Origin of the sequence: Ruania suaedae, assembly GCF_021049265.1 — a bacterium.
Lineage (GTDB): Bacteria > Actinomycetota > Actinomycetes > Actinomycetales > Beutenbergiaceae > Ruania > Ruania suaedae.
Genome location: NZ_CP088018.1, coordinates 2,506,305 through 2,532,559 on the forward strand (window position 1 = coordinate 2,506,305; position 26,255 = coordinate 2,532,559).

The 26,255-nt window shown below is 71.9% G+C and carries 24 protein-coding genes and 1 tRNA gene; 9 read left to right on the top strand and 16 right to left on the bottom strand.

Annotated elements, in window-relative coordinates; genetic code table 11:
* Positions 1-2: 2 nt before the first annotated feature.
* Together LQF12_RS11525 and LQF12_RS11530 are read right to left on the bottom strand one after the other, a co-directional pair.
* The gene (locus tag LQF12_RS11525; protein ID WP_231053079.1) at positions 3-1,124 is read right to left on the bottom strand and encodes an MraY family glycosyltransferase; all 1,122 of its coding nucleotides are present in this window, start codon (positions 1,122-1,124) and stop codon (positions 3-5) included.
* Positions 1,121-1,900, bottom strand: a complete 780-nt coding sequence (locus LQF12_RS11530; protein ID WP_231053080.1) for an L-threonylcarbamoyladenylate synthase — start codon at positions 1,898-1,900, stop codon at positions 1,121-1,123. The genes LQF12_RS11525 and LQF12_RS11530 overlap by 4 nt, the downstream gene beginning before the upstream one ends.
* Positions 1,901-1,955: 55 nt before the next feature.
* Between LQF12_RS11530 and LQF12_RS11535 the strand changes: the two genes are divergently transcribed.
* Complete coding sequence (locus LQF12_RS11535; RefSeq protein ID WP_231053081.1) at positions 1,956-2,366, top strand: VanZ family protein; 411 nt, start codon at positions 1,956-1,958, stop codon at positions 2,364-2,366.
* Positions 2,367-2,375: 9 nt separating this feature from the next.
* Here the strand turns inward: LQF12_RS11535 and prmC are convergent, their stop codons facing one another.
* From prmC to LQF12_RS11575, 8 genes are all read right to left on the bottom strand, one after another.
* Entirely contained in the window at positions 2,376-3,209 is an 834-nt protein-coding gene (gene prmC / locus LQF12_RS11540) for a peptide chain release factor N(5)-glutamine methyltransferase (RefSeq protein ID WP_231053082.1), read from the bottom strand.
* Positions 3,210-3,244: 35 nt separating this feature from the next.
* The gene (gene prfA / locus LQF12_RS11545; protein ID WP_231053083.1) at positions 3,245-4,330 is read right to left on the bottom strand and encodes a peptide chain release factor 1; all 1,086 of its coding nucleotides are present in this window, start codon (positions 4,328-4,330) and stop codon (positions 3,245-3,247) included.
* A 44-nt stretch (positions 4,331-4,374) separates the two neighbouring features.
* Complete coding sequence (rho, locus tag LQF12_RS11550; RefSeq protein WP_231053084.1) at positions 4,375-6,309, bottom strand: transcription termination factor Rho; 1,935 nt, start codon at positions 6,307-6,309, stop codon at positions 4,375-4,377.
* A 197-nt stretch (positions 6,310-6,506) separates the two neighbouring features.
* Complete coding sequence (thrB, locus tag LQF12_RS11555; RefSeq protein ID WP_231053085.1) at positions 6,507-7,433, bottom strand: homoserine kinase; 927 nt, start codon at positions 7,431-7,433, stop codon at positions 6,507-6,509.
* A gap of 1 nt (position 7,434) precedes the next feature.
* Complete coding sequence (gene thrC / locus LQF12_RS11560) at positions 7,435-8,496, bottom strand: threonine synthase (RefSeq protein ID WP_231053086.1); 1,062 nt, start codon at positions 8,494-8,496, stop codon at positions 7,435-7,437.
* The gene (locus LQF12_RS11565; RefSeq protein WP_231055592.1) at positions 8,496-9,803 is read right to left on the bottom strand and encodes a homoserine dehydrogenase; all 1,308 of its coding nucleotides are present in this window, start codon (positions 9,801-9,803) and stop codon (positions 8,496-8,498) included. The genes thrC and LQF12_RS11565 overlap by 1 nt, the downstream gene beginning before the upstream one ends.
* A gap of 104 nt (positions 9,804-9,907) precedes the next feature.
* Positions 9,908-11,245, bottom strand: a complete 1,338-nt coding sequence (gene lysA, locus LQF12_RS11570; protein ID WP_435531185.1) for a diaminopimelate decarboxylase — start codon at positions 11,243-11,245, stop codon at positions 9,908-9,910.
* Positions 11,242-11,988, bottom strand: a complete 747-nt coding sequence (locus LQF12_RS11575) for a DALR anticodon-binding domain-containing protein (RefSeq protein WP_231053087.1) — start codon at positions 11,986-11,988, stop codon at positions 11,242-11,244. The genes lysA and LQF12_RS11575 overlap by 4 nt, the downstream gene beginning before the upstream one ends.
* Before the next feature lie 116 nt (positions 11,989-12,104).
* Here LQF12_RS11575 and LQF12_RS11580 point away from each other — a divergent pair.
* A tRNA-Arg gene (locus LQF12_RS11580) sits at positions 12,105-12,177 on the top strand.
* Positions 12,178-12,345: 168 nt separating this feature from the next.
* Here LQF12_RS11580 and LQF12_RS11585 read toward each other — a convergent pair.
* Complete coding sequence (locus LQF12_RS11585) at positions 12,346-13,602, bottom strand: hypothetical protein (RefSeq protein WP_231053088.1); 1,257 nt, start codon at positions 13,600-13,602, stop codon at positions 12,346-12,348.
* Positions 13,603-13,726: 124 nt separating this feature from the next.
* Here LQF12_RS11585 and LQF12_RS11590 point away from each other — a divergent pair, with 124 nt between their 5' ends.
* Entirely contained in the window at positions 13,727-14,641 is a 915-nt protein-coding gene (locus LQF12_RS11590; protein WP_354004671.1) for an aldose 1-epimerase family protein, read from the top strand.
* Positions 14,642-14,655: 14 nt separating this feature from the next.
* Here LQF12_RS11590 and LQF12_RS11595 read toward each other — a convergent pair whose 3' ends face one another.
* A complete protein-coding gene (locus tag LQF12_RS11595) occupies positions 14,656-15,828 on the bottom strand; it encodes a M23 family metallopeptidase (protein ID WP_231053090.1) in 1,173 nt (390 codons plus the stop codon).
* 213 nt (positions 15,829-16,041) lie between these two features.
* Here LQF12_RS11595 and LQF12_RS11600 point away from each other — a divergent pair, with 213 nt between their 5' ends.
* The 4 genes from LQF12_RS11600 (at position 16,042) to LQF12_RS11615 (ending at position 22,538) form a co-directional block, all read left to right on the top strand.
* Positions 16,042-16,782, top strand: a complete 741-nt coding sequence (locus LQF12_RS11600) for a response regulator transcription factor (RefSeq protein WP_231053091.1) — start codon at positions 16,042-16,044, stop codon at positions 16,780-16,782.
* 10 nt (positions 16,783-16,792) lie between these two features.
* On the top strand, positions 16,793-17,905 hold the full coding sequence (locus tag LQF12_RS11605; protein WP_231053092.1) for a sensor histidine kinase: 1,113 nt from the start codon (positions 16,793-16,795) through the stop codon (positions 17,903-17,905).
* A gap of 239 nt (positions 17,906-18,144) precedes the next feature.
* Positions 18,145-21,930, top strand: a complete 3,786-nt coding sequence (locus tag LQF12_RS11610; RefSeq protein WP_435531239.1) for a multifunctional oxoglutarate decarboxylase/oxoglutarate dehydrogenase thiamine pyrophosphate-binding subunit/dihydrolipoyllysine-residue succinyltransferase subunit — start codon at positions 18,145-18,147, stop codon at positions 21,928-21,930.
* Positions 21,927-22,538 carry a GDSL-type esterase/lipase family protein gene (locus tag LQF12_RS11615; protein ID WP_290370685.1) on the top strand — a complete coding sequence of 204 codons (612 nt, stop codon included), beginning with the start codon at positions 21,927-21,929 and terminating at the stop codon, positions 22,536-22,538. The genes LQF12_RS11610 and LQF12_RS11615 overlap by 4 nt, the downstream gene beginning before the upstream one ends.
* Before the next feature lie 25 nt (positions 22,539-22,563).
* On the opposite strand, the gene LQF12_RS11620 is transcribed toward LQF12_RS11615, so the two are convergent.
* Positions 22,564-22,722 carry a methionine/alanine import family NSS transporter small subunit gene (locus tag LQF12_RS11620; protein WP_231053094.1) on the bottom strand — a complete coding sequence of 53 codons (159 nt, stop codon included), beginning with the start codon at positions 22,720-22,722 and terminating at the stop codon, positions 22,564-22,566.
* Positions 22,719-24,239: a sodium-dependent transporter gene (locus LQF12_RS11625; protein WP_231053095.1), complete on the bottom strand. Its 1,521-nt coding sequence runs from the start codon at positions 24,237-24,239 to the stop codon at positions 22,719-22,721. The genes LQF12_RS11620 and LQF12_RS11625 overlap by 4 nt, the downstream gene beginning before the upstream one ends.
* A 152-nt stretch (positions 24,240-24,391) precedes the next feature.
* On the opposite strand from LQF12_RS11625, the gene LQF12_RS16540 reads away from it, so the two are divergent.
* Positions 24,392-24,466, top strand: coding sequence for a 50S ribosomal protein bL37 (locus LQF12_RS16540; protein ID WP_420853348.1), 75 nt, complete (start codon positions 24,392-24,394; stop codon positions 24,464-24,466).
* 84 nt (positions 24,467-24,550) lie between these two features.
* Here the strand turns inward: LQF12_RS16540 and rsrA are convergent, their stop codons facing one another.
* Positions 24,551-24,814 carry a mycothiol system anti-sigma-R factor gene (rsrA, locus tag LQF12_RS11630; protein WP_231053096.1) on the bottom strand — a complete coding sequence of 88 codons (264 nt, stop codon included), beginning with the start codon at positions 24,812-24,814 and terminating at the stop codon, positions 24,551-24,553.
* Positions 24,811-25,560 carry a sigma-70 family RNA polymerase sigma factor gene (locus tag LQF12_RS11635; protein WP_435531240.1) on the bottom strand — a complete coding sequence of 250 codons (750 nt, stop codon included), beginning with the start codon at positions 25,558-25,560 and terminating at the stop codon, positions 24,811-24,813. The genes rsrA and LQF12_RS11635 overlap by 4 nt, the downstream gene beginning before the upstream one ends.
* A gap of 118 nt (positions 25,561-25,678) precedes the next feature.
* Between LQF12_RS11635 and LQF12_RS11640 the strand changes: the two genes are divergently transcribed.
* Entirely contained in the window at positions 25,679-26,248 is a 570-nt protein-coding gene (locus LQF12_RS11640; protein ID WP_231053098.1) for a DoxX family protein, read from the top strand.
* Positions 26,249-26,255 lie beyond the last annotated feature (7 nt).

Consider the following 26,255-nt stretch of genomic DNA (forward strand, 5'->3'; position numbering starts at 1 on the left):
CTTCAGCTCGAGCGGCGGCCGACCGTACGCTGTTTCATGAACGACGGCGTCGGGATGGGCACCACCGTAATCACCGTGGCGAGCGCCGCACCAATCACGGCCCCGATCAGCACCTGCCGGACCGGGAAGACGACCAGCGCGGCCGCGGAGAAGGAGACCACCGTGGTCCAGGCGTACATGATCGCCACTGCCCGGCGGTGGGAGTGCCCGAGGTCGAGCAGCTTGTGGTGCAGGTGGGTGCGGTCGGCGTGGAAGGGCGACTTGCCCTTGAGCAACCGCCGCACACTCGTGATCGCCACATCGAGCAGCGGCAGCAGCAGCACTGCGACCGGGAGCACGATCGGCACGAACGCCGGCAGAGCCTGCCGGGACTCGAGCACGGCCGGGTCGATCTGGCCGGTCACCACGATGGCGGCCGCCGCGATCGTCATCCCCAGCGGCATGGCGCCGGAGTCACCCATGAAGATGCGGGCCGGGTGGAAGTTGTGGGGAAGGAACCCGAGGCAGGCCCCCACGAGGGCCGCGATCACCACGGTGGCCAGGTCGGAGTAGTCCGTCGGATTGTTGTTCCTGGTCAGCAGGTAGGTGTAGACGAAGAACGCGCTGCCACCGATGGCGATCACCCCGGCAGCGAGCCCATCGAGCCCGTCGACCCAGTTGACGGCGTTGATGGCCACCACCACCACCAGCACCGTGGCGAACAGGATCAGCCGGCCGGACCCGATCGTCAGGCCGAAGATCGGCAGCGTCACCAGCGCCACCCCCTGCCAGGCGAGCACACCGGCCACCAGCACCTGCCCGATGAGCTTGGTGATCCAGTCCAGGTCCCAGATGTCGTCCGCCACGCCGAGCAGGCACAGCGCGGCCGCGCACACGAGGATGGCCCAGGGCAACGTGTCGTCGAAGACCGGGCCGAGGAACTCGGTGCGCGAGGCGAACAGCAGCGCGCAGCCGAGCCCACCGACCATCGCCACACCGCCGAGCCGGGGCGTGGGCACCGTGTGCACGTCGCGGGCCCGTACTGCCGTGACCGCACCGACCCGCTGCGCCAGCCGGCGGGCCAGCGGCGTGGTCAGGTAGGTGACGACCGCCGCGACGGCGAGCACCAGCAGGTAGACCCTCACGGCTGGGCAGCACCACCGCGCTCGTCGTCGGCGCTGCCACTGACACCGTCGCCGGCCTCGTCCGGGGCGGAGTCGTGCTCAGCCGTGCCGGCCTCCGGCTCGGCCTCGACCTCGTCGTGTGGCTGGTTCTCCGGCAGCAGCTCGGGAGCGATCGAGCCGAGCTCCTCGGCGGTGAGCGCCCCCTCGCGCACGATCCGCAACTGCGCCCCGGTCGCGTCAACGATGGTGGACGGCACCGGACCAGGGGTCGCTCCGCCGTCGAGGTAGACCTTCACGGACCGGCCGAGCTGCTGGGCGGCGACGGCACAGGTGGTGGCCGAGTCCTGGCCCGTCTTGTTCGCGCTGGAGACCGCGAGCGGACCGGTGCGTCGCAGCAGCGCCAGCGCCACCTCGTCGTCGGGCATGCGCAGTGCCACGGTGCCGTGGGTCTCCCCCAGGTCCCAGTGCAGGCTCGGTTGCGCGGTGAGGATGATCGTCAACGGTCCGGGCCAGAACTCGGCGACCAGGTCCCGCACGGCCGGCGGGATCTCGGTCGCCAGCCCGTCCAGCGTGCGGACGTCCCCGATCAGCACCGGCGGAGGCATCTGCCGGCCCCGGCCCTTCGCGCGCAGCAGCGACGCGACCGCCTTCGGCGTGAAGGCGTCGGCAGCGACGCCGTAGACCGTGTCGGTCGGCAGCACGACGAGCTGGCCGCTCGCCAGCGTGGAGACGGCGGCATCGAGATGGCCGGCTCGCGAACCGGCGTCTGAACAGTCCCTCAGGTGTACCTCGCTCACGAGGTCAGAGTCTGTCACGCCCCGGCACGGGACACGCACATGGCAGGCTGTCGCCGTGCCCGAATCCCCCCACTCCCGCCGCGAGGCGCCGGACCCGACCCCGAGGCAGCCGGCCTCCGCGAGCACCTGGGTGCTGCGCCTGGCCTTCGCCGGCGCGGTCGGGATCCACCTCGTAGCCCTCTACCTGCCGACCACCCCCGGCGGACCATCCGGCCCGCCCGGCGCGGACAAGGCAGTCCACGTGCTCGTGTTCGCCCTGGTGATGCTCACCGGACGGCTGCTGCGGCTGCCGGGCGTCCCGCTCGCGGCCGTCCTGGCCGTGCACGCGGGCGTCAGCGAGCTCGTCCAGCACCTGGTGCTGCCCGGGCGCACCGGGGACGTGGCCGATGTCGTGGCCGACCTCGCCGGTGTCGGGCTGGGCTGGTACGTGGCGACGATGATCACCCGGCACCGCCTGCAGCGCTGAGGAGCGAACCTACCGGCGCCGCGCCACCAGCATCCGGTCACGGCCGGTCAGATCGACCCCGGTGCTGATCTCCTCGAGCGCGCCACTCTCGCGGGCCAGAGCCCGGACGGCGGCCGCCTGCACCTCCGCGTGCTCCATCACCAGCAGTCCACCCGAGCGCAGCAGTGCGATCCCGCGGCCGAGCACTCCGCGCGGGATCTCGAGACCGTCGCTCCCACCGCCGTAGAGGGCCAGGTCGGGATCGTGGTCGCGCACCTCGGGATCGACCGGCACGGCGTCGGGCGGGATGTAGGGCGGATTCGCCACGACGACGTCGACCCTCCCGTCGAGCTCGCGCAGCGTGCCAGGTTCGGTGGCATCGGCGCGGACCACCCGCACCGACAGACCGAGCCGCCGCGCGTTCGCCTCGATCGTGGCGACGGGCTCGGCTCCCAGCTCGACGGCGGTGACCACCGCCGCGTGCACCTCCCGGGCGACGCTCAGTGCGATCGCACCGCTGCCCGCGCACAGGTCCACCACCACGGGCCGGGCCCGCGTGCACGCCTCCTCGATCGCCGCGCCGGCCACCACCTCGGTCTCGGGCCGGGGGACGAAGACACCGGGCCCGACCTCCAGCCGCAGGTAGCGGAAGTGCGCCGCGCCGGTGATGTGCTGCAGCGGCACGCGTCGCCGGCGGCGGTCCACCGCCTGCGCGTACCGCCCCGGGAAGTCGGCGGGAGGCTCGGGGGCCGTCGCCAGGACCAGTCGCTCCAGGCCCAGCACGTGCTCGGCGAGGGCGAGCGCATCGGCCTGCGGGGACGCGACGCCGGCCTCCGCGAGCACGGCGGTGGCGGCTCGGACCAAGTCAGCCAGCGCAGGCGCAGGTCCCGGTCGCGGGCTCACACCTCACCGGCGCCGGCGAGCCGCTCCGCCTCGTCCATCGCGATTGCGGATCCGATCACCGGGCCGAGCTCGCCGGCGAGGACCTGGTCGAGGTTGTAGGCCTTGTATCCGGTGCGGTGGTCGGCGATGCGGTTCTCGGGGAAGTTGTAGGTCCGGATGCGCTCGGAGCGGTCCACGGTGCGCACCTGGGAGCGGCGCAGCTCGGCGGCCTCGGCGTCGGCGGCCTCCTGCTGGGCGGCGAGCAGCCGGGCGCGCAGCACGCGCATGGCCTGCTCCCGGTTCTGCAGCTGTGACTTCTCGTTCTGCATCGAGACCACGATGCCGGTGGGCAGGTGCGTGATCCGCACGGCCGAGTCGGTGGTGTTGACGCTCTGCCCACCCGGCCCGGAGGACCGGAAGACGTCGATGCGCAGGTCGTTCTGGTCGATCTCGACCTCGCCGGCGTCCTCCACCTCGGGGAAGACCAGCACGCCGGCCGCCGAGGTGTGGATGCGCCCCTGTGACTCCGTCACCGGCACACGCTGGACCCGGTGTACCCCGCCCTCGTACTTCAACGATGCCCACACGCCCTCGGCCGGGTCGTTCGAGCGTGACTTCACCGCGAGCGAGACGTCCTTGTACCCACCCAGATCGGACTGGGTGTGGTCGAGCAGCTGGGTCGTCCAGCCCTGCCGCTCGGCGAACCGCTGGTACATGCGCACCAGGTCGGCGGCGAACAGCGCGGACTCCTCGCCGCCTTCGCCGGCCTTCACCTGCAGGATCACGTCGCGTCCGTCGTCGGGGTCGCGCGGCACCAGGACTCGGCGCAGCGTCTCGGACGCCGCAGCCGCAGCCTCGCGCAACGGCTCGATCTCGGCGGCGAAGGCCGGGTCGTCAGCGGCCAGCTCGGCCGCGGCCTCCGCGTCCTCGCACGCAGCCCGCCAGGCCCGGTAGGCGCCCACCACCCGGCCGAGCTCGGCGTAGCGGCGCCCCAGGGTGCGGGCGCGCGCCTGGTCGGCGTGCACCTGCGGGTCCGCCAGGGCAGCCTCGATCTCGGTGTACTCCGCGAGCAGCGGATCCACCGCGACGAACTCCTCGCTCATCTGTGACCTTCCCTCGACGCCGATCGTGATCCTGCGCCGGACCGCTAGTCGTGCGTGGGCGTGGTCTTGTTGACCGTGAGCAGGAACTCGGCGTTCGAGGCGGTGCTGCGCAGCTTGGACTGGATCAGTTCGATCGCCTGCTGCTGGTCGAGCGAGCCCAGCAGCCGCCGCAGCTTGAAGATGATCGCCAGCTCCTCGGCCGAGGCCAGCAGCTCCTCACGGCGGGTCCCGGACATGTTGACGTCCACGGCGGGGAAGATGCGCTTGTCGGCCAGGTGACGCGAGAGCCGCAACTCCATGTTCCCCGTGCCCTTGAACTCCTCGAAGATCACCTCGTCCATCTTGGAGCCGGTCTCCACCAGCGCCGAGGCGAGGATGGTCAGCGACCCGCCGTGCTCGATGTTGCGCGCCGCGCCGAAGAACTTCTTCGGCGGGTACAGCGCCGAGGCGTCCACCCCACCGGAGAGGATCCGGCCCGAGGCCGGCGCCGCGAGGTTGTAGGCCCGGGAGAGCCGGGTGAGCGAGTCCAGCAGCACCACCACGTCCTGACCGAGCTCGACGAGGCGCTTGGCGCGCTCAATCGCCAACTCGGCCACGATGGTGTGATCGGAGGCGGGGCGGTCGAAGGTCGAGGCGATCACCTCACCGGAGACCGTGCGCTCCATGTCGGTGACCTCTTCGGGCCGTTCGTCCACGAGGACGACCATCAGGTGCACATCGGGGTTGTTGGCGGTGATGGCGTTCGCGATGTGCTGCATCACGATCGTCTTCCCTGCCTTCGGCGGGGCGACGATCAGGCCGCGCTGCCCCTTGCCGATCGGGGCGACGAGATCGACGATCCGGGTGGTGAGGTCCTTGCTGTCGCGCTCCAGCCGCAGCCGCTCCTGCGGGTAGAGCGGCGTCAGCTTCGAGAAGTCCGGACGGGTCCCGACCTCCTCCAGCGGCACGCCGTTGACCTGGTCCAGACGCACCAGCGCGTTGTACTTCTGGCGCTGGTTGTTCTCACCCTCCTGGGGCTGGCGGACGGCGCCGAGGATCGCGTCACCGCGGCGCAGCCCGTACTTCTTGACCTGTCCCAGGGAGACGTAGACGTCGTTGGATCCGGGCAGGTACCCGCTGGTGCGGACGAAGGCGTAGTTGTCGAGCACGTCGAGGATGCCGCCCACGGGGAGCAGCACGTCGTCCTCGTTGACCTCGACGTCCTCCTCGACCGGCTCCGGGCCACGCCCCCGGCGCTTGCGGTCGCGGTAGCGGTCGCGCCCCCGCCGACGGCGCCCGGAGCGGTCGTCCTCGGCATCGTTACGGTCGTTACGGTCACTGCGGTCACTGCGGTCACTGCGCTGGGAGTCCCGACCGGCCGAGCCCTGCGCCGGGGAGTTCTGCTCCTCCTGGCCGTCGGGCCGCCGGCCCTCCGGCAGGCGGATGTCGTCCAGGGACGGCGTGCGGGAGGACTCGCCGCCGGACCGGTTCGACTCGGGCAGCTCGAGCTGCTCCTGACGACCGGACGAACGAGCGCGCCGGTTCCGGCGTTGCCCGCCGTCCTGACCGCCCGCGTCCTGCCCGCCCGCGTCCTGCCCGGCGACGTCCTGGCCGCCCGCCGGCTGATCGCTCGCACCCCGGGTCTGCTGCGTCCGGTCCGGTCGCCCCTGGTCCTTGCGGCGCTGGCTCCGCGGCGCCTGCTCCTTGGGTGCCTGCTCCTTGGCGGCCTGCTCCTTCGGTGCCTGCTCCTTGACGGCCTGCTCCTTCGGTGCCTGCTCCTTGACGGCCTGCTCCTTCGGTGCCTGCTCCTTGGGGGCCCGGTCCACGGCGGCGCGCGCGCCACCGCGCGCCTCCCGGATGGCCGCGACCAGGTCGCTCTTGCGCATCCGGCCGGTACCGGCGATGCCCATCTCGGCCGCGAGCGCCTGCAGCTCGGCCAGCCGCAGCGTGGACAGCGCGCCGCTGCGGCCGCCGGTGGACGTGGGGGTGGGGTCTGACACGAGATTCCTTCTCTCGACGCGTACCCGATCAGAGGTGTCCGGTGCGCCGGATGACATCGGCCACGACGGGCCGGTACGGATGGGGGGCCACGCCCGCGGCAACGCCGCACGTGGACGGGCACGACCGACCGGGCCGGGGCCCAGACTCGGTATGCCCGCTCAGCCTAGCACCGCGGCTGCGACGAGGACGTGGCCCGTCAGTGCTGCCCGCTCGCCCGCTGTGCCTCGGCGTGGGTCGGGATCGTGCGGGCTCCGTCGGCATCGATCGCCGGACGGCGCACGGTCCACTCCGGCCCCAGGCCGGCGACCACCTCACCGCCGAGGTCGGCGAGCACGAGCACCGTCGGACCCGCGCCCGAGACGACGGCCGGATGGCCCGCCTCACGCAACCGGCCCACCAGGGCGATGCTGGCCATCATCGCGTCGGCGCGCTGTGCCTGGTGCAGCCGATCGGCCGTCGCCGGCAGCAGCAGATCCGGGCGGGAGCTCAGGGCAAGCGTGAGCAGTCCGGCGCGACCGGCATTGAAGGCGGCATCGGCGTGGGCCACGGTGGCCGGTAGCGCGGCACGGGCCCGGCTCGTCGGCAGGCGTTCGGTGGGAATCAGCACGGTGACGGCGATGCGGGGATCGACCTCGATCCGGGCCGCGTGCGCCTCGCGCCCGTTCATCCAGGCGACGGTCGCCCCACCGAGCAGCGCCGGAGCCGCGTTGTCGGGATGTCCCTCGAACTCCGTCGCGAGCTGGAGCAGGACATGATCGTCCAGGGCCTCGGGCTCGCTGATCAGTCCGCGCGCCGCCACCAGACCGGCTACGACAGCGGCGGCGCTGGAGCCGAGTCCGCGCCCGTGCGGGATCGCGTTCTCGCAGTCCAGCGAGAACCCGGCCTGCGGGGCCCCGGCGTGGTCCAGGCCTGCGCGCAGGGCGCGCACGACGAGGTGATCGTCGCCGCCGGGCACCTCCCCCGCTCCCTCACCGAAGACGCGAACCTCCGTACGGCCGGCGGTGGCGCGCACGCGCACCCGGTCGTGGAGGGCGTGCGCCAGGCCGAAGGAGTCGAAGCCGGGCCCCAGGTTGGCGCTGGTGGCCGGCACCTGCACCCGGACCTCGTCGCGGACCAGTCGCATGTCAGTGCAGGCCGAGCGCGCGGGCCGCGTCCGCGACGTCGGTTCCGATCACCTGGGGATCGACCGAGCGCTCCCCCAGCGCCGTGGCGGTGTCCTTGAGGCCGTTGCCGGTGACGGTGCAGACGATGGTGGCTCCCTCGGGTACCTCCCCGGCCTCGGCCCGGGCCAGCAGACCGGCGACCCCGGCGGCGGAGGCCGGCTCCACGAAGACCCCCACCTGCGAGGCGATCATGGCCTGGGCATCGAGGATCTGTGCGTCGGTGACGGCGTCGATCCGGCCCCCGGAGTCGTCCCGGGCGGCCACGGCCAGCTGCCAGGAGGCGGGGTTGCCGATCCGGATCGCCGTGGCCACGGTCTCGGGGAACTCCACCGGCTCTCCCTTCACCAGCGGGGCGGCGCCATCGGCCTGCACCCCCCACATCTGGGGTGTGCGGGTGGCGAGGCCGTCCGCGGCATACTCCCGGTAGCCCATCCAGTAGGCCGCGATGTTGCCGGCGTTGCCGACGGGCAGCACGTGGATCGCCGGTGCGTCACCGAGGGCGTCGACCACCTCGAAGGCGGCCGTCTTCTGCCCCTGCAGCCGGTACGGGTTGACCGAGTTCACCAGCGCGACCGGGTAGGCCTCGGCGAGCTCGCGCACGATCCGCAGGCAGTCGTCGAAGTTGCCGTCCACGGCGAGCAGGGTGGCGCCGTGCACGATCGCCTGGGCGATCTTGCCGGCGGCGATCTTGCCCTGCGGGAGCACCACCGCGCATCCCAGGCCCGCCCGGACGGCGTACGCCGCGGCCGAGGCGGAGGTGTTGCCGGTCGAGGCGCACACGACCACCTCGGTGCCGGTCCCGGCCACCTTGCTCATGGCCATCGTCATTCCCCGGTCCTTGAAGGACCCGGTGGGGTTGGCCCCCTCGACCTTGAGGTAGACCTGCGCTCCGGTGGCGGCCGAGAGGGACGGCGCCGGGACGAGCGGTGTCCCTCCCTCGCCCAGCGTCACGACGGGATCGCCGTCCTCGATCGGGAGCTTGTCGGCGTACTCGGCGATCACGCCGCGCCACGGCTTGGCCATCAGGTTCCTTCCACACGCAGGATCGAGGTGATCCGTTCGACGACGTCGAGGGTATCCAGGTCGGCCACGGTGGCGGCCAGGGCCGATTCGCTGGCCGAGTGCGTGACGATCACGAGCGCGGCCCCCTCCTCGGGGTCGCGCATCCCCTGGCGCACGGTCTCGATCGAGACCCCGTGCGCGGCGACCACCGCGGCGATCTCGGCGAGCACACCGGGCACGTCGAGCACGTCCAGGCGCATCTGGTACCGGGTGGTGACCGCCTGGGCGGGCATCGGCGGCAGTGCCGCGTGCGCGGACTCCGAGGGCGCCTTGCCCCCGTTCACGCGATGACGCGCCGCGGCGACGACGTCCCCCAGCACCGCACTCGAAGTCGCCTCTCCCCCGGCACCGGCCCCGTAGAACATCAGCGTGCCGGCGGCCTCGGCCTCCACGAACACGGCGTTGTAGGGGCCGCGCACGCTCGCCAGCGGGTGATCGACCGGGACCAGCGCGGGGTGCACGCGCACGGCCAGGCCGCCCACGCCGTCGTAGCTGCCCTGCTCGGCGATCGCGAGGAGCTTGATCACGTGCCCGGTCTGGGCGGCCGAGGCGATGTCCTCCGGGCTGATGGAGGTGATGCCCTGGACGGGAACGTCCTCGAGCCGGGTGCGGGAGTGGAACGCGAGCGAGGCGAGGATGGTGGCCTTCGCCGCGGCGTCCAGGCCCTCGACGTCGGCCGTCGGGTCCGCCTCGGCGTAGCCGAGCTCCTGCGCCTGGGCCAGGGCCTTCCCGAAGTCCAGCCCGCCGGAGGTCATCTCGTCCAGGATGTAGTTCGTGGTGCCGTTGACGATGCCGAGCACGCGGGTGATGCGGTCCCCGGCGAGGGACTCGCGCACTCCGCGCACCACCGGGACCGCACCGGCGACGGCGGCCTCGTAGAAGAGGTCGACGCGGGCGGCATCGGCGGCTTCGTACAGCTCCGAACCGTGCTGGGCGAGCAGGGCTTTGTTGGCCGTCACCACGCTCGCTCCGGCAGCGAGTGCCTCGCGGATCAGGGCCCGGGCGGGTTCGATGCCACCCAGCAACTCGATCACGATATCGGCGCCGGTGACCAGGGCGTGCAGATCCTCGGTGAGCAGGTGGGCCGGGACGACCTCGGCGCGCGGTGTGGCGGTCGAGCGCACGCCGATACCCACCAGGTCCAGCCGGGTGCCGGTGCGTGCGTGGAGCTCGGGGGCACTCGTCACGAGGCGGCGGACCACCTCGGTCCCGACCACTCCGCATCCGAGCACGGCCACCCGGAGGGTGGCGGGGGCGCCGTCGTTCATGGTCTCCTTCACGAGATCTTCAGTCACAGTCGTGTCAACAATAGAGGTCCGGCGCGCGCGGGCGCCGGGCGTCCCACGCACCGGTCGGTCCCCGCGCCGGGGCGTCAGCCGAGGTCGAGCGCGAGCAGGTCGTCCACCGTCTCGCGCCGCACGATCTCGCGCGGCTGCCCCTCGCCCACGGCGACCACCGGCGGGCGCGGGACCAGGTTGTACTGGGAGGCCATCGAGCGGCCGTAGGCGCCGGTGGCGGGCACGGCGAGCAGGTCGCCGGTGCGGATGTCGGCGGGCAGGTCGACGTCACGCACCACGATGTCACCGCTCTCGCAGTGTTTGCCGACCACCCGGGCTGGCACCGGGCCGGCGGACGAGCTCCGTCCGGCGATCTCGGCGTGGTAGTCCGCCCCGTACAGGGCGGGGCGGATGTTATCGCTCATCCCGCCGTCCACCGAGACGTACAGCCGCGATCCGCCGCCGTCCAGCCGGACCGGCTTGACGGTGCCGACGCGGTAGAGGGTGAGCATGTTCGGGCCGACGATCGCCCGGCCCGGCTCGAAGGAGTAGGACGGCTGCGCGGTGCCGAGCCGCTCACACTCCGCCCGGCACGCCGCGGCGAGCGAGCGCGCAAGCGCGTCGATGTCCACCGCCTGCTCCTGGGGGGTGTAGGCGATGCCGTACCCGCCACCCAGATCCAGCTCGCCCGCCAGGTGGCCCGTGCGCTGCACCAGCGTGGCGCGCAGGCCGAGGAGAGCGGCGGCCGCGGCGGCGAAGCCCTCGGGGTCGAGGATCTGGGAGCCGATGTGGGAGTGCAGACCGACCAGGTCGAGATGCTCGTGGGCGACGATCCGCTCCAGCGCCTCCAGCGCGGCGCCACTGGCGAGGGAGAGCCCGAACTTCTGGTCCTCGTGCGCCGTCGCGATGAAGTCGTGCCCGCCGGCGTGCACGCCGGTGGTCACCCGCACCATGACCGGAGCGCGCCGTCCGAGGGCGGCGGCCCGGGCCGCGACCAGGTCGATCTCCGGCAGGGAGTCGATGACCAGGCGACCGACGCCTCGCTCGAGCGCGAGATCGATCTCCTCGACGGACTTGTTGTTGCCGTGCAGGCCGATCGCGGCGCCCTCGACCCCGGCGGCCAGCGCGGTGGCGAGCTCACCGGCGGAGGCCGTGTCGATGCCCAGGCCCTCGGCCTGTACCCAGCGGGCGACGGCGGTGCTCAGGAACGCCTTGCCGGCGTAGTAGACGCTCACCTCGGCCGGGGCGAACGCCTCGGTGAAGGCGCGCCGGTAGTCGGCGGCGCGCCGGCGCAGGCCCGGTACGTCCAGCAGGTAGGCGGGGGTCCCGAAGGTCTGCGCCAGCCATGGCGCCGAGAGCCCGCCCAGGTGCAGCACGCCGTCGACGACGGTGGTGCTCTCGGGCCACAGGTCGGGGCTGGTCGGGTGGGTCACAGGTGCTCCGGGGCGTCGAGGCCGACGGCGTTCAGCTCCGCTGCGAGAGCGAGCGCGACGGCGTCGTTGATGGCCAGGCGGGTGCGGTGTGTCGAGGTTATCGCCTCCTGTCCACGGGGCGAGGCGCGCGTGGAGGTGAACCAGCGCTGGTGCGCCGCGGCCAGGGCGCGCGCGTGTGCCTGGACGGCTCGCTCGCGTCCGCTGCGCAGCACCCCGGGCGCACCCGCGAGAGTGGTGAGCAGCCTACGGTCGCTGACCGTGGCATCGTCGAGGCTGCCGTGGGCGGTATCCGGACCGACTCCGTGCGCACGCGCCGAGCGGGAGATCGAGCGCGCCCGAGCGTGGCACAGGCGCACCTCGGCGAGCTGCTCCGCCAGCGCAGGCCCGGCAGCCGCCGCCGGCCCGTCCGGCGGGGTGGGGAGGCCACCGAGCAGGATCTCCGGCACCACGCGCATCAGGCTCGCGATCGTCAGGGTGATGCTGACCGCGGGCCCCTCGGCGCGGCACGCGCGGACATCGGGATGGCGCTGCAACGCCTGCGCCAGCGTCGCGGCGGCCCGGTCGGCCTCACCGGGCAGGGTGCGCGCGACGTCGGTTCGCCAGTCCGCGTCCCCGGTGGTGACGGCGCGCAGCGGCACGTTCACCCGGCCACCCAGATCGAGCGCCTCGACGATCGCCCGCGCCAGGTCCTCCGGCCAGACGAGCGGTCGGGGCTGCGGCGAGGAGCGTTGCGGATCGGTCACGTGGCGATCCTCCCCCCGAGGTGGCCCCTCGACCAACACCGGCGTGATTTCTCGCACCGGCCGATGCCCTGATAGGCTCCCGTGCGGCGTCAGCCCCTGCGAATCAGCAGGAGTCCGCCCCCGTAGCTCAGTGGATAGAGCGTCTGCCTCCGGAGCAGAAGGTCGTGGGTTCGAATCCCGCCGGGGGCACCGAGGCGCTCGCGCCGTCGTGCTCCGGCTGGATTCGGGAGGAGCGAAGCGACGGCTCCCGCCGGGGGCACCGAGGCGCTTGCGCCGTCGTGCTCCGGCTGGATTCGGGAGGAGCGAAGCGACGGCTCCCGCCGGGGGCACCGAGGCGCTCGCGCCGTCAGGTCCCCGTCAGGGGGACCCGAGCAGCCCGTCGAGTAGGTCGTCGATGATGTCGACCACTCCGCCGACGAGGCCGGGCGAGTTCTCGTCCTCGTCGGGCTCCGGCTCGGCGGGCGTGGTCGGGTTCGGCGTCGTCGGGCTCGGTGCGGGCGTCGTCGGGCTGGGCGCGGGCGGCGTGGTCGGCTCCGGCGGCTGCGTGGGGCTGGGAGCGGGCGACGTCGGCTCCGACGGCTGCGGCGCGGGCGTGGTCGGGCTCGGCGTCGGGCTCGGGCCGCTCGGCTGGGTGGGCTGCGTCGGCTCCGGCCCGCTGGGCTGCGAGGGGCTCGGGCTGCTCGGAGTGGTGGCGCCGCCGGAGGAACCGGTGGACGGCCCCGCATCGCCCGGCGGGACGGTCGATCCACCGGCGGCCGGAGCCGGGCCACCGGCGGTGCCCGGGGCCTGGTCCGCGGTGCTGCTCGAAGCGTCGGCTGTCTCACCGGAGGTGCCGCTCGGCGCGTCGGCCGCCTCACGGCCCTGCTGCTGGTCGAGCTGCTCGTCCTGTTCCTTGCCGGGGTCGGTGACGATTCCGTCGGACTCGCGCAACCCACCGGACTCGCGCGCCAGTCCGGTGCCGGCGTCGTCACCTCCGTCATCGGCACCAGGAGCTGCCGGCTGCTGTGCCTGCTGCTCCGACTGCTGGGCGCCGGAGGCCAGCGGACCGAAGGCCGAGGGCAGCACGAGCACGAGCAGGCCCAGCAGCAGGAATGCCACGCCGACCGGGATGCGCCACGGCACCGTCCGACGGCGGCTGTGCCGCTCGTCGGCCTGGTCCTCGAGGTCCACCGCACCGGGAGCGAGGAACATCGTGGCGGCCAAGGGGGCGAGGAATGCGTCCAGCTGAGCACCCGCCGTCGCGAGCGCACCGGTCTGGGCGCGGCATGGCGCACAGGTGCGGCCGTGCCGGGCGTCGGGTAGCTCCTTGCCCGCAACCGCCGCAGCGACCAGCCGCCTGCGGTACCTGTCGCAGATGACCCCGTCCGCAGCCGTGATGAGCGGCGCGAGGTGCGCGCGGCGGAACTGCCGATCGGCGTGGACGGCACGCGCGGCCATCGTCGTCACGTCCAGATCGAGCTCACGGGCGACGTCCTCCAGGGAGCGACCCTGCTGGCACATCCGGGCGATGAGCAGGTGGGACTGCCGGCCAAGACCGGCCAGGGTCTCCTCGATGGGCGCCGCCGTCCGCGTCGAGGGCGGCTCCCCGCTCTCACCAGGCGTGGTCGTGCGCATCGTCTCCCCCGATGGTCGGCCGTTGATCGAGCGTCCAGTATGCCCGCTCGGCCCCCGTCGGCGCGAGGGGCACTCGGGCACACCGGCCGCGAGCGACCCGCCCAGGGCCAGTAGGGTGAGTTCCGTGTCTTCCACCTCTCCCACCGGACAACAGTTCCGCATCACCCATGGCCAGGCGGTCGCGACCGTGACCGAGGTCGGCGCCCATCTGCGCGAGTTCCACGTCGGAGGCCGTGACGTCGTCGTCCCCTTCGCAGCGGACGAGCTCCCACCGGCCTCCAACGGCGCGGTCCTGACACCGTGGCCGAACCGCATCCGGGACGGTCGCTACACCTGGGACGCGGTCGACTACCAGCTGCCGCTGACCGAGCCCGCACGAGGGACGGCACTGCACGGTCTGACGAGTTGGCAGCGGTGGCGGGTCGAGACGCACACCGACTCGAGCGTTGCGCTCGCGATCGACCTTCCCCCCACGCCGGGCTACCCGTTTGCGCTGACCGTGGCCGTGCGCTACCTGCTCGACGCCGAGGGGCTCCGCATCACCACCACGGCCACCAACACAGGCACGGCCGATGCCCCCTACGGGGTCGGCTTCCACCCGTGGCTCTCCCCCGGCCCGGGGTCCCTCGACGAGGCCGTCCTGCAGCTGGACGCCACCCGGTGGGTCCCCACGGACGAGCGCCTCCTGCCCACCGGCGTGAGCGAGCTACCCACTGACCTCGACTTCCGGGAGCCGCGTGCTCTGGGTAGCACCGAGCTCGACGACGCATTCCTCGGGGCCACCTATGACGCCGACGGCCGCTCCTGGCTGCGCCTGCAGGGCACTGACGGTCGTACGGCCGCGGTGTGGATGGACCGGTCGATGAGTTGCTGGCAGATGTGCACCGGCGACCACGTCGCTGCAGTGGCAGCCCAGCGCACGGGCCTCGCCGCGGAGCCGATGAGTTGCATCGCCGATGCCTTCCGCACCGGTGAGGACCTGGTGCGACTGACCCCCGGCTCCAGCCACACCGTCACCTGGGGGATGACGCTGGCCTGAGCAGGACGCTCAGGTCAGCCCTGGGTGCACTGGAGCGTCTCGGCGGTCAGCGGCACCGCGTTCTCGGCCAGCCACACCGCCGGGTCGACGGTGGTGAGTTCCTCGTCGACGTGGACCTCGAGGTGCAGGTGCGGCCCGGTGGAGTTGCCATAGGAGCCGACCGCGCCGATGCTCTCACCAGCGCTGACCTCCTGACCCGCCTGCACGTACACGCCGTTCGGGTACATGTGGACGTACCAGGTCCAGAACTTCTCGCCGTCGACCTCGTGCTCGATGATCACCAGCATGCTGGAGCGCCCGTCCCGGCCGACACCGGCATAGGTGACGGTACCGTCCGCCACCGCGTGGATCGGGGTCCCGGCGGCGGCGGACATGTCCAGTCCGGTGTGCTGGCCGTAGCTGCCCCAGATCGGGTGCACGCGGTTGCCGTAGCGGGAGGTGAGCTGATAGGTCCCCTCGACCATCGGCTGCACGATCTCGGGGGCGACGACCTCGACCTCCGAGGCGAGCACCCCGTTGGCCTGCACCGGCGCACTGCCGCACGAGCTGGGCACGCGCTCGGCACCGCTGCGGCTGGCCGAGACCAGCGAACGCAGGGAGGCGAGCGGGTCGGCCGCGAGCGCCGCAGGAGCGGCGGAGTAGACGGGCGTCCCGCCGGTGGTCAGGAGCTCGTAGCCGCTACTCTCGGCGACCGGGTGACCGGTAGCCAGGTCCGTGGAGGTCGACTGCGTGGCCGCGCCGCTGAGCGGGACCACCGTGGTCAGCGCACCGAGGGCGCCGAGCACCGCAAGCCGGGGAAGCCAGCGGTAGGACGCGCCGCCGGGTGTACGGGCGGCGGAGGTCCCCGCGCGGCGGGCTGCCCGCCGCTGCGCCCGGTTGACCGGCGGCGTCGCCGTCTCCCGGCGGGACGCGGCGGCGGTGGCCATCGAACGCGCGAGGACGAGCGGCTTGGCGGTCACGTCGGCGACGGTGACGGGGCCTTCCTCGGCCACGGGGACCTCGGAGTTCGGCTGGTCGTCGGCCGGTGCCGGCTCGGCCGCTCGCTCGCGGGCCCGGAGCTCGCGGCGGGTCAGCGGGCGCGGCTGAGCATGCTCGCTCACCTGGTCGGCCCGCTGCTGCTGTGCGGCCAGGCGGAGCTGGCGTCGGGTCGGGAGCGCGTCAGCGGAGGACACACGCTGGGGACTCACACAACCTCCGAGGACAGGGGAGATGAAACCGTTCCGGGTGCGCGCTGCACCCGGAGTTGAGATGGGGGAAGGTCTCCAGTTTACGACGCGTTCCTCGGGGAACGCGACGACCGAACCAGATCACGAAAGCGTAACGGAAAGCGCCATCACCCGTCCACACCCTCCCCCGGCGGTGCGAGCGACCTCACAGCGCCGGTGTGCCAGAGTTTGCCCATGACTGCCGACGCCGGGGTGACCGAGACCATCGCCGTCCTCATCGTGGAGGACGAGCCGGAGATCGCCACGCAGATCGCGCGCCGCCTCGAGACCGAGGGCTGGCGGCCCCACATCGCCGGGACCGGCCCCGACGGGGTGCGCTCCGCCGAGGAACTCGAGCCGGACCTTATCGTGCTCGATGTGATGCTGCCCGGGATCGACGGGCTGGAGGTGTGCCGCCGGATCCAGGCAGGCCACGCCGGCGCCGGCACCACGGCCCCGCCGATCCTCATGCTGACCGCGCGAGACGACGAGACCGACATGATCATCGGCCTCGGCGTCGGCGCGGACGACTACCTGACCAAGCCGTTCTCGATGCGCGAGCTGCTCGCCCGCCTCAAGGTGCTGCTGCGCCGGGTCGACCGCGCCCGGCAGATCCCCGCCACCGCTCCGGCCGAGGGCACGAGCGCCGCCCTCACGCTCGGCGATCTGGTGATCGACCAGGGCGCGCGCCGCGTCACCCGCAACGGCAACGAGGCCCACCTCACGCCCACGGAGTTCGACCTGCTCCTCTGCCTCGCCCGGAGCCCCCGCACCGTGCTCTCACGCGAGCGACTGCTCGCCGAGGTGTGGGACTGGGTCGACGCCTCGGGGACCAGGACCGTGGACTCCCACGTCAAGGCGCTGCGCCGCAAGCTCGGGTCGGACCTCATCCGCACCGTGCACGGGGTGGGGTACGCGCTCGAACCGACCGCATGAGCACGCACGCATGAGCCGCCGGACGCGAGTGCGGCACGCCCGGGGCGCGGTGGGCTGGCGCGAGCGGTTGGACGGGCTCTACGGCGACCTGCGCCCGTTGGACCCCGTGCGCTCGATCAAGATGAAGCTCATCGTGATCATCGGGGCCACGGTCGCCCTGTTCACCGTGGTGACATGGATCGGGGACCGGTTCGAGTTCGGCGTGCTGCGCACCTTCCCCGTGGCGCTGGTCTGTTCGCTCGTGCTCACCCAGATCCTGGCCCGCGGGATGACCCGCCCGCTGCGCGAGATGACGGCGGCGGCCGGGGCGATGGCACGCGGGGACTACAGCCAGCGGGTGCACACCGACAGCCAGGACGAGGTGGGCCAGCTCGCCACCGCCTTCAACTCCATGGCCCAGGACCTGGACACCCTCGACGCCCAGCGCCGGGAGATGGTCGCCAATGTCTCGCACGAGCTGCGCACGCCGGTGGCAGCGCTGCGCGCCCAGCTGGAGAACCTCGCCGACGGCGTGGTCGCGCCCGAGCCACAGGCGCTGGAGTCCGCACTGACCCAGGTCGAGCGGCTCTCCCGGCTCATCTCCTACCTGCTCGATCTGTCCCGGCTCGAGGCCGGCGCAGCCGACCTGGACCTGAGCGATCTCGAGGTGGGCCCGTTCCTGGAGGACGCCGTCACCCAGGCCCGGCCGGCCGCCGGGACGGGACTGCACTGGCAGGTCGAGGTGGAACCACCGGGCCTGCGGCTGCGGGCTGATGCCGAACGCCTGCGGCAGGTGATCTTCAACCTGCTGCAGAACGCCTCCCGGCACTCCCCGCCCGGGGGGACCATCTGGGTGTCGGCCCGCGCGGAGCGGGCGAGCTCCGCCGTCGTGATCGAGGTCCTGGACGAAGGACAGGGCATCCCGGAGGCGGACCGCCAGAAGGTGTTCGAGCGGTTCGAACGCGGCAACACGCCCGCGCAGCGGGGCGGGCAGAGCACCGGCGGGACCGGCCTGGGGCTGGCCATCGCCCGGTGGGCGGTGACATTGCACGGAGGCACCATTGCGGTGGCCGACCCGCCGCGCGGCTCGGGGGCGATGCTGCGGGTGACCCTGCCCGCCGAGGGTGTGCGAGCGCGCCCGTGACCCGCCGTTGACGAACGGTTGGCACCGGCCGTGCGGGTGATGTCACGATCCGGGACTGATCACCTCGAACCACCGCTATCTTGTGCCCTCACCACGCTCGTTCGCCTAGGCTGGAGGCCAACACATCCACATCGCGATCCAGCGTGAAAGAGGGCGATCCCCGAGTGTCCCAGCAGGCACCCCACGACGACACGTCAGCATCTGCGGCCTTCGGCGGCAACGAGTGGCTCATCGAGGAGATGTATGCCCAGTTCCGCGAGGACAAGTCACAGGTGGACCCGGCCTGGTGGGACTTCTTCGAGTCCTATTCACCACGCGAGGTGAGTCCGGCCTCCTACGGTGAGGGCGAGGGCGCCTCGAGTTCCGCGAACTCCGCCGGCGCTGCCGCTGCCCGGCCGGTCCGGGACGGTCGTCAGGGCGATACCCCGACGCCCCCGAGCGCACCCGCCACCCCGGCCCCGAGCACGCCCCCCGTGCTGCCGGAGAAGCCCGTCGAGCCGGCCCCGGCCAGCACCGCGCAGGCCGACGACAACACTCCCCCGTCCCTGGATGTTCAGGGCGACGTGCCGCCCGAGCCGCCGCTGGCCACGGCCGAGGCACCCACGGCGGCCTACACCCGGTCGATGACCGGCGGTGGGCCACGCGACGCCGGCGGCGACGACGAGGTCTCCAAGCTGCGGGGGCCGGCCGCCCGCGTCGTCACCAACATGGAGGCGAGCCTGGCCGTCCCGACGGCGACCAGCGTGCGGACCGTCCCGGCGAAGCTGCTGGTGGACAACCGCATCGTGCTCAACAACCATCTTGCCCGCAGCCGGGGCGGGAAGGTCTCCTTCACCCACCTCATCGGCTTCGCGGTGGTCGAGGCGCTCGGGGACATGCCGGAGATGAATGCCGGTTACCGCGAGATCGACGGCAAGCCCGGTCTGGTCCGCCCCGCGCACGTCAACTTCGGCCTAGCCATCGACATGGCCAAGCCCGATGGCAGCCGCCAGCTGCTGGTGCCCTCGATCAAGGGTGCGGAGTCGATGGACTTCGCGGCGTTCTGGCGGGGCTACGAGGATATCGTCGCCAAGGCACGCGGCAGCAAGCTGACGGTCGAGGACTTCGCCGGCACCACCATCACGCTGACCAACCCGGGCACCATCGGGACCGTGCACTCGGTACCGCGCCTGATGGAGGGTCAGGGCACCATCGTCGGCGTCGGGGCGATGAACTACCCGGCCGAGTACCAGGGTGCCTCGCCGGAGACGATCGCCAAGCTCGGCATCTCCAAGATCCTCACGATCACCTCCACCTACGACCACAGGATCATCCAGGGCGCCCAGTCCGGTGACTTCCTGCGGATCGTGCACAGCAAGCTGATCGGCGAGGACGGGTTCTACGACCGGGTCTTCGCCTCGCTGCGGGTGCCCTACGAGCCCGTGCGATGGACCACCGACGTCTCCGCGGACTCCGTGGACGACCTGGGCAAGCCGGCGCGCATCGCCGAGCTGATCCACGCCTACCGCTCGCGCGGGCACCTGCTCGCCGACACCGACCCGCTCGCCTACCGCCAGCGCAAGCACCCCGACCTGGACGTGCAGAACCACCAGCTGACGCTGTGGGACCTGGATCGTACGTTCCCCACCGGCGGCTTCGGGGGCAAGCCCCGGATGCCGCTGCGCGACATCCTCGGGCTGCTGCGCAACTCCTACTGCCGCACCGTGGGCGCGGAGTACATGCACCTGCACGACGGCGCCCAGCGGCGCTGGTTCCAGCAGCGGCTGGAGTCCGGGTGGGCCAAGCCCGAGGTCGAGGACCAGCGGCGCATCCTGCGCACCCTCAACGCCGCCGAGGCGTTCGAGACCTTCCTGCAGACCAAGTTCGTGGGGCAGAAGCGCTTCAGCCTCGAAGGCGGGGAGTCCCTGATCCCGCTGCTGGACCGGATCCTCGAGCGCGCGGCCGAGGAGTCCCTCGACGAGGTCGGCATCGGGATGCCCCACCGCGGGCGCCTGAACGTGCTCGCCAACATCGCGGGCAAGTCCTACGCCCAGATCTTCGCCGAGTTCGAGGGCAACCAGGACCCCCGCACCGTGCAGGGCTCGGGCGACGTGAAGTACCACCTGGGCACCGAGGGGACCTTCACCGCCTCCTCCGGGGCCACCACGAAGGTCTACCTCGCCGCCAACCCCTCCCACCTGGAGGCGGTCGACGGTGTGCTCGAGGGTGTGGTCCGGGCCAAGCAGGACCGTATCGACCTCGGGGGTGCCGGCTTCTCCGTGCTGCCGATCCTCATCCACGGCGACGCGGCGTTCGCCGGTCAGGGTGTGGTGACCGAGACGCTCCAGCTGTCCCAGCTGCGCGGTTACCGCACCGGCGGCACCGTGCACATCCTGATCAACAACCAGGTCGGGTTCACCACCGGCGCCTCGGCCTCGCGCTCGACCCTGTACGCCACCGACGTGGCCAAGGGCCTGCAGATCCCGATCTTCCACGTCAACGGCGACGACCCCGAGGCCGTCGCGCACGTGGCCGAGCTCGCCTTCGACTACCGGCAGCAGTTCAACAAGGACGTCATCATCGACATGGTGTGCTACCGCCGCCGCGGTCACAACGAGGGTGACGACCCCTCGATGACGCAGCCGGTCATGTACTCCCTGATCGAGAAGAAGCGCAGCGTCCGCAAGCTCTACACCGAGGCGCTCGTGGGCCGCGGCGACATCACCGCCGAGGAGGCCGAGGAGTTCCTGCAGCACTACAAGGGCGAGCTGGAGCGCGTCTTCACCGAGGCCCGCGACGGCAGCCAGCGCTCGAGCGGGGACCAGGTGGCCGGGCTGGAGCCGCCGGAGTCCCAGCTCGAGGACGCGGGAGTGATGGTCGGCTGGCAGACCGCCGTACCGGAGAAGGTCCTCGCCCATATCGGCGCGGCCCACACCCGTCCGCCCGAGGGCTTCGACGTCCATCCCAAGCTCAACCAGCTGCTCGAGAAGCGCGAGGCGATGTCCACCAGCGGCGCCGTCGACTGGGGCTTCGGCGAGATCCTCGCCTTCGGCAGCCTGCTGATCGAGGGCACGCCGGTGCGGCTGACCGGGCAGGACTCGCGCCGCGGCACGTTCGTGCAGCGCCACGCGGTCATGCACGACCGCCTCAACGGCGCCGAGTGGACGCCGTTGATGTACCTCACGCCCGAGCAGGCGAAGTTCTGGGTGTACGACTCCTCGCTCAGCGAGTTCGCGGCCGTCGCCTTCGAGTACGGGTACTCCGTGGAGCGCCCGGACGCCCTGGTGCTGTGGGAGGCGCAGTTCGGTGACTTCGTCAACGGCGCGCAGGTGGTGATCGACGAGTTCATCACCTCCGCCGAGCAGAAGTGGGCGCAGACCTCCTCGGTGGTGCTGCTGCTGCCGCACGGGTACGAGGGCCAGGGGCCAGATCACTCCTCGGCGCGCAAGGAACGGTTCCTGCAGCTGTCGGCCGAGGACAACATGATCGTGGCCGAGCCCTCCACGCCGGCCAACTACTTCCACCTGCTGCGGCGCCAGGCCTACCAGCGTCCGCGCCGGCCGCTGGTGGTGTTCACCCCGAAGCAGCTGCTGCGGCTGAAGGCAGCCACGTCCTCGCTGGAGGACTTCACCACCGGCACGTTCCAGCCCGTGATCGGGGACTCCGCCGTCGAGGCCTCCACGGTGCGCCGGGTGCTGCTGTGCAGCGGCCGGGTCTACTACGACCTGCTGGCCGAGCGGGCCAAGCGCGAGGACGACTCGGTCGCCCTCGTGCGCATCGAGCAGCTCTACCCCCTCGATGCCGCGGCGATCCAGGCCGAGCTGGAGCGCTACCCGAACGCCGAGTTCGTCTGGGTGCAGGACGAGCCGCGGAACCAGGGCGCCTGGACCTACCTGGTCACCCGGCTGCCGGGTTACGCCCCGGTCGTGGCCGATCGCGGGATCCGGGTCGTCTCCCGGCCGGCGTCCGCCGCTCCCGCAGCAGGCACCGCCAAGAAGCACCAGGCCGAGCAGGCAACCCTGCTGGAGGAGGCGTTCGCCCAGTGAGCGCCCACGCCGCGGCGGGCTCGGACCGGCGGCGGATCTGCGTGGTCGGTGACGAGCTCGTCGCGGGCGTCGGTGACGCCCGCGGTATGGGCTGGACCGGCCGCGTGGCTGCCCGCACGCGCGCCGAGGAGCCGATCGAGCTGTACTGCCTGCCGGTGCCGGACGAGACCACCACGGCACTGTCGGGGCGCTGGGAGAGCGAGTGCAACCGGCGCTTCGGCCACGGTGAGAACCGCCTGGTGGTGGCGCCCGGGTCGGCCGACCTGCGCCAGGGCGTCTCGCTCGCGCGCAGCCGGCTGAACCTGGCCAACGTGCTCGACGATGCCTCCAACCGGAACGTGCCGGTCTTCGTACTCGGCCCACCACCGCGCAGCGACGTGGATCCGGGCGCGCTCGGCGAGCTCTCGACGGCGTTCGCCGACGTCTGCTCCCGGCGCCGGGTGCCGTACGTGGAGACCTACCAGCCGCTGCGCGACCACGAGCAGTGGCACTCCGACCTGGCCACCACCGGCGGCCGCCACCCCGAGCAGGCCGGTTACGGCCTGCTCGCCTGGCTGGTGCTGCACAACGGCTGGCACGAGTGGCTGGGCCTGCCCCAGGACGGGTGAGGCCCAGCCCTCCCTTCCCGGAGGTTCAGGTCGACGGCGGCGAGTCGGGCCTGCCGTCACCGTCGATGTCGTAGGCCTCGGGCTCGTCCGGGTGGCCCCGCAGGTGGAGCAGTGCCGCCACGAGCCCTCCCCAGATCAGCAGCAGGGTCACCACCATCATGATCAGTGCACCGGTGTCCATCATCGGTCTCCTTTCGCGCGGACGGGCTCGTCGTGGAGGGCACCGGAGCGCCACGGGATCAACGACAGCACCACCGCGAGGGCGATCAGCAGGAGGGCCAGACCCCAGCCGTAGATGTTGACGTAGCCGGCGGGTACGTCGCCGTACCCCTCGGTGATCCGCGTGATCAGCCACTGGATGAACATCACCCCGATCACGATCGGACTGACGACCCCGAGCATCACCCGCCACGGCGCACCGACCCGGAACGAGGAGATCTCGTTCAGGTGATCACCCAGGCTGCGCAGCCGCCGCAGGCCCCAGGCGACCGTGATCACCGAGACCAGGCCGGCACCGACGATGCCGAAGTTGTTGGCCCACTGGTCCACCACGTCGAGCAGGTTCAGGCCGGTCGTGGTCGGGAAGAGCAGCAGCGAGATCACGGCCATGCCACCGCCGACCGCGACGACGGACGTGGTGCGGGAGATGCCGGTCTTGTCCTCGACGGCGGTCAGCACGACCTCGACGATGCTCACCAGGGACGTGATCCCGGCCAGGACGAGGGCCGCGAAGAACAGCACCCCGAACACGGCGCCCAGCCCACCGCCGATGCTGGAGATGATCGAGGGGAAGGCCACGAACGCCAGGCCCGGCCCGGAGGTGGCCACCTCGGCGATGGCGACCCCCTGGGACTGGGCGAGGAAGCCCAGAGCGGAGAAGACGGCGATGCCGGCGAGGATCTCGAAGCCGGAGTTGGAGAACGCCACCACCAGGCCCGACCCCGTCAGGTTGGTCTTGCGCTTGAGGTGGGCGGCGTAGGTGATCATGATGCCGAAGGCGATCGAGAGCGAGAAGAAGATCTGACCGTAGGCCGCGATCCACACCTCCGCGTCACCGAGCGCGGCCCAGTTCGGGGTGAAGAAGGCGTTCAGGCCCTCGATCGCTCCCGGTAGCCGGACCGCCTGGATCACCAGCGCGATGAAGATCACCACGAGCAGCGGGATGAAGACCTGGGCGATCCGGGCGATGCCGTTCTGCATCCCGGCGCGGTGGACCAGGAGCGCGAACAGCCAGACGGCGGCCAGCGGGATGAGCACTCCCGGGACCCATTCGATCCCGACGGCGAACTCCCCGCTCTGCTGCAGGAACGTCCGGCCGAAGAAGCCCTCGGGGTCATCGCCCCACTCCTCGGTGGCCGAGAAGCCGACGTAGCGGATGGCCCAGGCGATGACCACCGCATAGTAGACGGCGATCACGAACGAGATGCCGACCTGCCACCACCCGATCGCCTCGGCCGGCCGGCCCAGCAGCCGCCAGCTCTTCGGAGCCGAGCCTCGGTACTTGTGCCCGATGGCGTAGTCCATGAACAGGATCGGGATCCCGGCCGTGAGCAGCGCGACGAGATAGGGAATGATGAAAGCCCCGCCGCCACCTTCGTAGGCGACGTAGGGGAAGCGCCAGATGTTGCCGAGCCCGACGGCGGACCCGATCGCGGCGAAGATGAACGCCCGCCGCCCCTTGAACTGCTGTCTCTCGCTCATCCAGTCCTCCGTCGCACCGAGTTCAGCGGCCTCGCCACGCGACGAGGCTGCGGACACCGTACCGGCTCAGCGGCCGGCGGGCATACGCATCGCCGTCGGCGGATGTGGGATCATGTCTCCTGGCCCTGACCCCCGAGACCCGAGGAGCTGCGATGAGCAAGCGCGGACGCAAGCGCAAGGCACGCCGTCACGGCGCCGCCAACCACGGCAAGCGCCCCAACTCCTGACGCCAGGACGACGAGCGCAGAAGGCCCAGGCACCTCCACGAGGTGCCTGGGCCTTTCGCCTGTCGACGGCGCCGCGTGAGGGTCTCAGCGGCGCTGGCGCAGCAGCGTCAGCTGCGTGCGCACCCGCAACCGCAACTCATCAGGTGCCACCTCGACGCAGGACTTGCGCAGGATCACCCGCACCTCCTGCTCCCGGCTGACGGCGTCCAGACACGTCTCGCACTCGGCGATGTGAGCCTTGAGGCGCTCCAGGTCACCGTCCGACATCTCGCGGTCGATGTACTCGTAGAGGTGCTCCAGCGCTTCCTCGCAGTGGCACGCACCATTCTGCTCTCGGGGCGAACTCACGATGTCTCTCCCACCTTCATGCCCAGCGACCGCGCGTGCTCGGCGAGCATCTGGCGCAACTGGCCTCGACCACGGTGCAACCGGGACATCACCGTCCCGATCGGGGTGTCCATGATCTCGGCGATCTCCTTGTACGCGAACCCTTCGACGTCGGCGAGGTAGACGGCCAGGCGGAAGTCCTCCGGCAGCGCGGCCAGGGCCTCCTTGACCTCCGAGCTGCCGAGGGAGTCGAGCGCCTCGGCCTCCGCCGAGCGCAGCCCCGTGGAGGTGTGCGAGGCGGCGCGCGCGATCTGCCAGTCCTCGATCTGATCGGCGTCGGACTGCTGCGGGGTGCGCTGCTTCTTGCGGTAGGTGTTGATGAACGTGTTGGTCAGGATCCGGTACAGCCACGCCTTGAGGTTGGTCCCGGGCTTGTACTGGGCGAAGGCGGCGTACGCCTTCGCGAACGTCTCCTGCACCAGGTCCTCGGCGTCGGCCGGGTTGCGGGTCATCCGCAGGGCTGCGCCGTAGAGCTGGTCGAGGTAGGGCATGGCGTCGGCCTCGAACCGGCGGTCACGGTCGCTCGCCGTCTCGCTCTCCGGTGCCCGTTCGCTCTCGTCGCTCATCACCCCTGAGCCTAGTGCGCCCAGCGTTGTCGCGGAGACCGGAAGGCTGCGACGGCGCGACCGGGGCCGGCTCGCCGGGGTCGGTCGGGTCGGCGGGGGCCGCAGGCGGGCGCGGCCCGGCGTCCCCCGCGGTGCGGTCATCGCTGCTGCAGTCACGTTCGGCACAACACGCCACCGCGGCCACACATTCCGACGAACTACCGGACGACATGTGCCCATCCGGTTCGCACACGGGCCCGATCTGCGGTAGCAATGAGGTATGGATCCTGTGCGCGCACTCGCCCGCCCTCTGCTCGCCTCCGTCTTCGTGGTCGATGGCGTCGACGCCATCCGCCATGCCGAGGAGCACGCCGTGCTGCTCGAGCCCTGGGAGCCCGTGCTGGCCAAGGCCGCCGAGAAGGTCCCGGGCATGCCCACCAAGCGCACCACGCTGGTACGGGTGATGGGCGGCACGAGCGTCGCGGCCGGCCTGCTCCTGGCCTCCGGCAGGGCGCCGCGGCTCGCTGCCGGTGTGCTCGCCGTCGTCGCGTTGAAGCAGACGGTGGTGCGCTATCCGTTCTGGAGCGCGAAGGGCGCCGAGCGCCGCGAGAAGCTCAACGGCTTCGTGCGCAACGCCGCCCTCGTGGCCGGGCTCGTCTTCGCCGCCAACGACCGCCAGGGCAAGCCGTCGCTGGCGTGGCAGGTGGAGAACTGGCGCGAGCACCGCAGCGACCTCGGGGACGTCAAGTCCAGCCTGGAGGACCAGCTGCGGATCGCCAAGGCCGAGATCAAGGCCGGGAAGGCCGAGCTGAAGTCCGGTCTGCGCGGGGTGCAGGCGAAGATCTCCTGACCCTGGG

Bases quoted from the DNA above. Each gene is read 5' to 3' on its own strand.
- LQF12_RS11635 (WP_435531240.1), bottom strand. From the start codon at position 25,560: ATGACCGCACCGCGGGGGACGCCGGGCCGCGCCCGCCTGCGGCCCCCG.
- LQF12_RS11610 (WP_435531239.1), top strand. From the start codon at position 18,145: ATGTATGCCCAGTTCCGCGAGGACAAGTCACAGGTGGACCCGGCCTGG.
- LQF12_RS11625 (WP_231053095.1), bottom strand. From the start codon at position 24,239: ATGAGCGAGAGACAGCAGTTCAAGGGGCGGCGGGCGTTCATCTTCGCC.
- LQF12_RS11565 (WP_231055592.1), bottom strand. From the start codon at position 9,803: ATGAACGACGGCGCCCCCGCCACCCTCCGGGTGGCCGTGCTCGGATGC.
- LQF12_RS11640 (WP_231053098.1), top strand. From the start codon at position 25,679: ATGGATCCTGTGCGCGCACTCGCCCGCCCTCTGCTCGCCTCCGTCTTC.
- thrC (WP_231053086.1), bottom strand. From the start codon at position 8,496: ATGGCCAAGCCGTGGCGCGGCGTGATCGCCGAGTACGCCGACAAGCTC.
- LQF12_RS11600 (WP_231053091.1), top strand. From the start codon at position 16,042: ATGACTGCCGACGCCGGGGTGACCGAGACCATCGCCGTCCTCATCGTG.
- prfA (WP_231053083.1), bottom strand. From the start codon at position 4,330: ATGAGCGAGGAGTTCGTCGCGGTGGATCCGCTGCTCGCGGAGTACACC.
- thrB (WP_231053085.1), bottom strand. From the start codon at position 7,433: ATGCGACTGGTCCGCGACGAGGTCCGGGTGCAGGTGCCGGCCACCAGC.
- LQF12_RS11585 (WP_231053088.1), bottom strand. From the start codon at position 13,602: ATGCGCACGACCACGCCTGGTGAGAGCGGGGAGCCGCCCTCGACGCGG.
- LQF12_RS11620 (WP_231053094.1), bottom strand. From the start codon at position 22,722: ATGATGGACACCGGTGCACTGATCATGATGGTGGTGACCCTGCTGCTG.
- LQF12_RS11605 (WP_231053092.1), top strand. From the start codon at position 16,793: ATGAGCCGCCGGACGCGAGTGCGGCACGCCCGGGGCGCGGTGGGCTGG.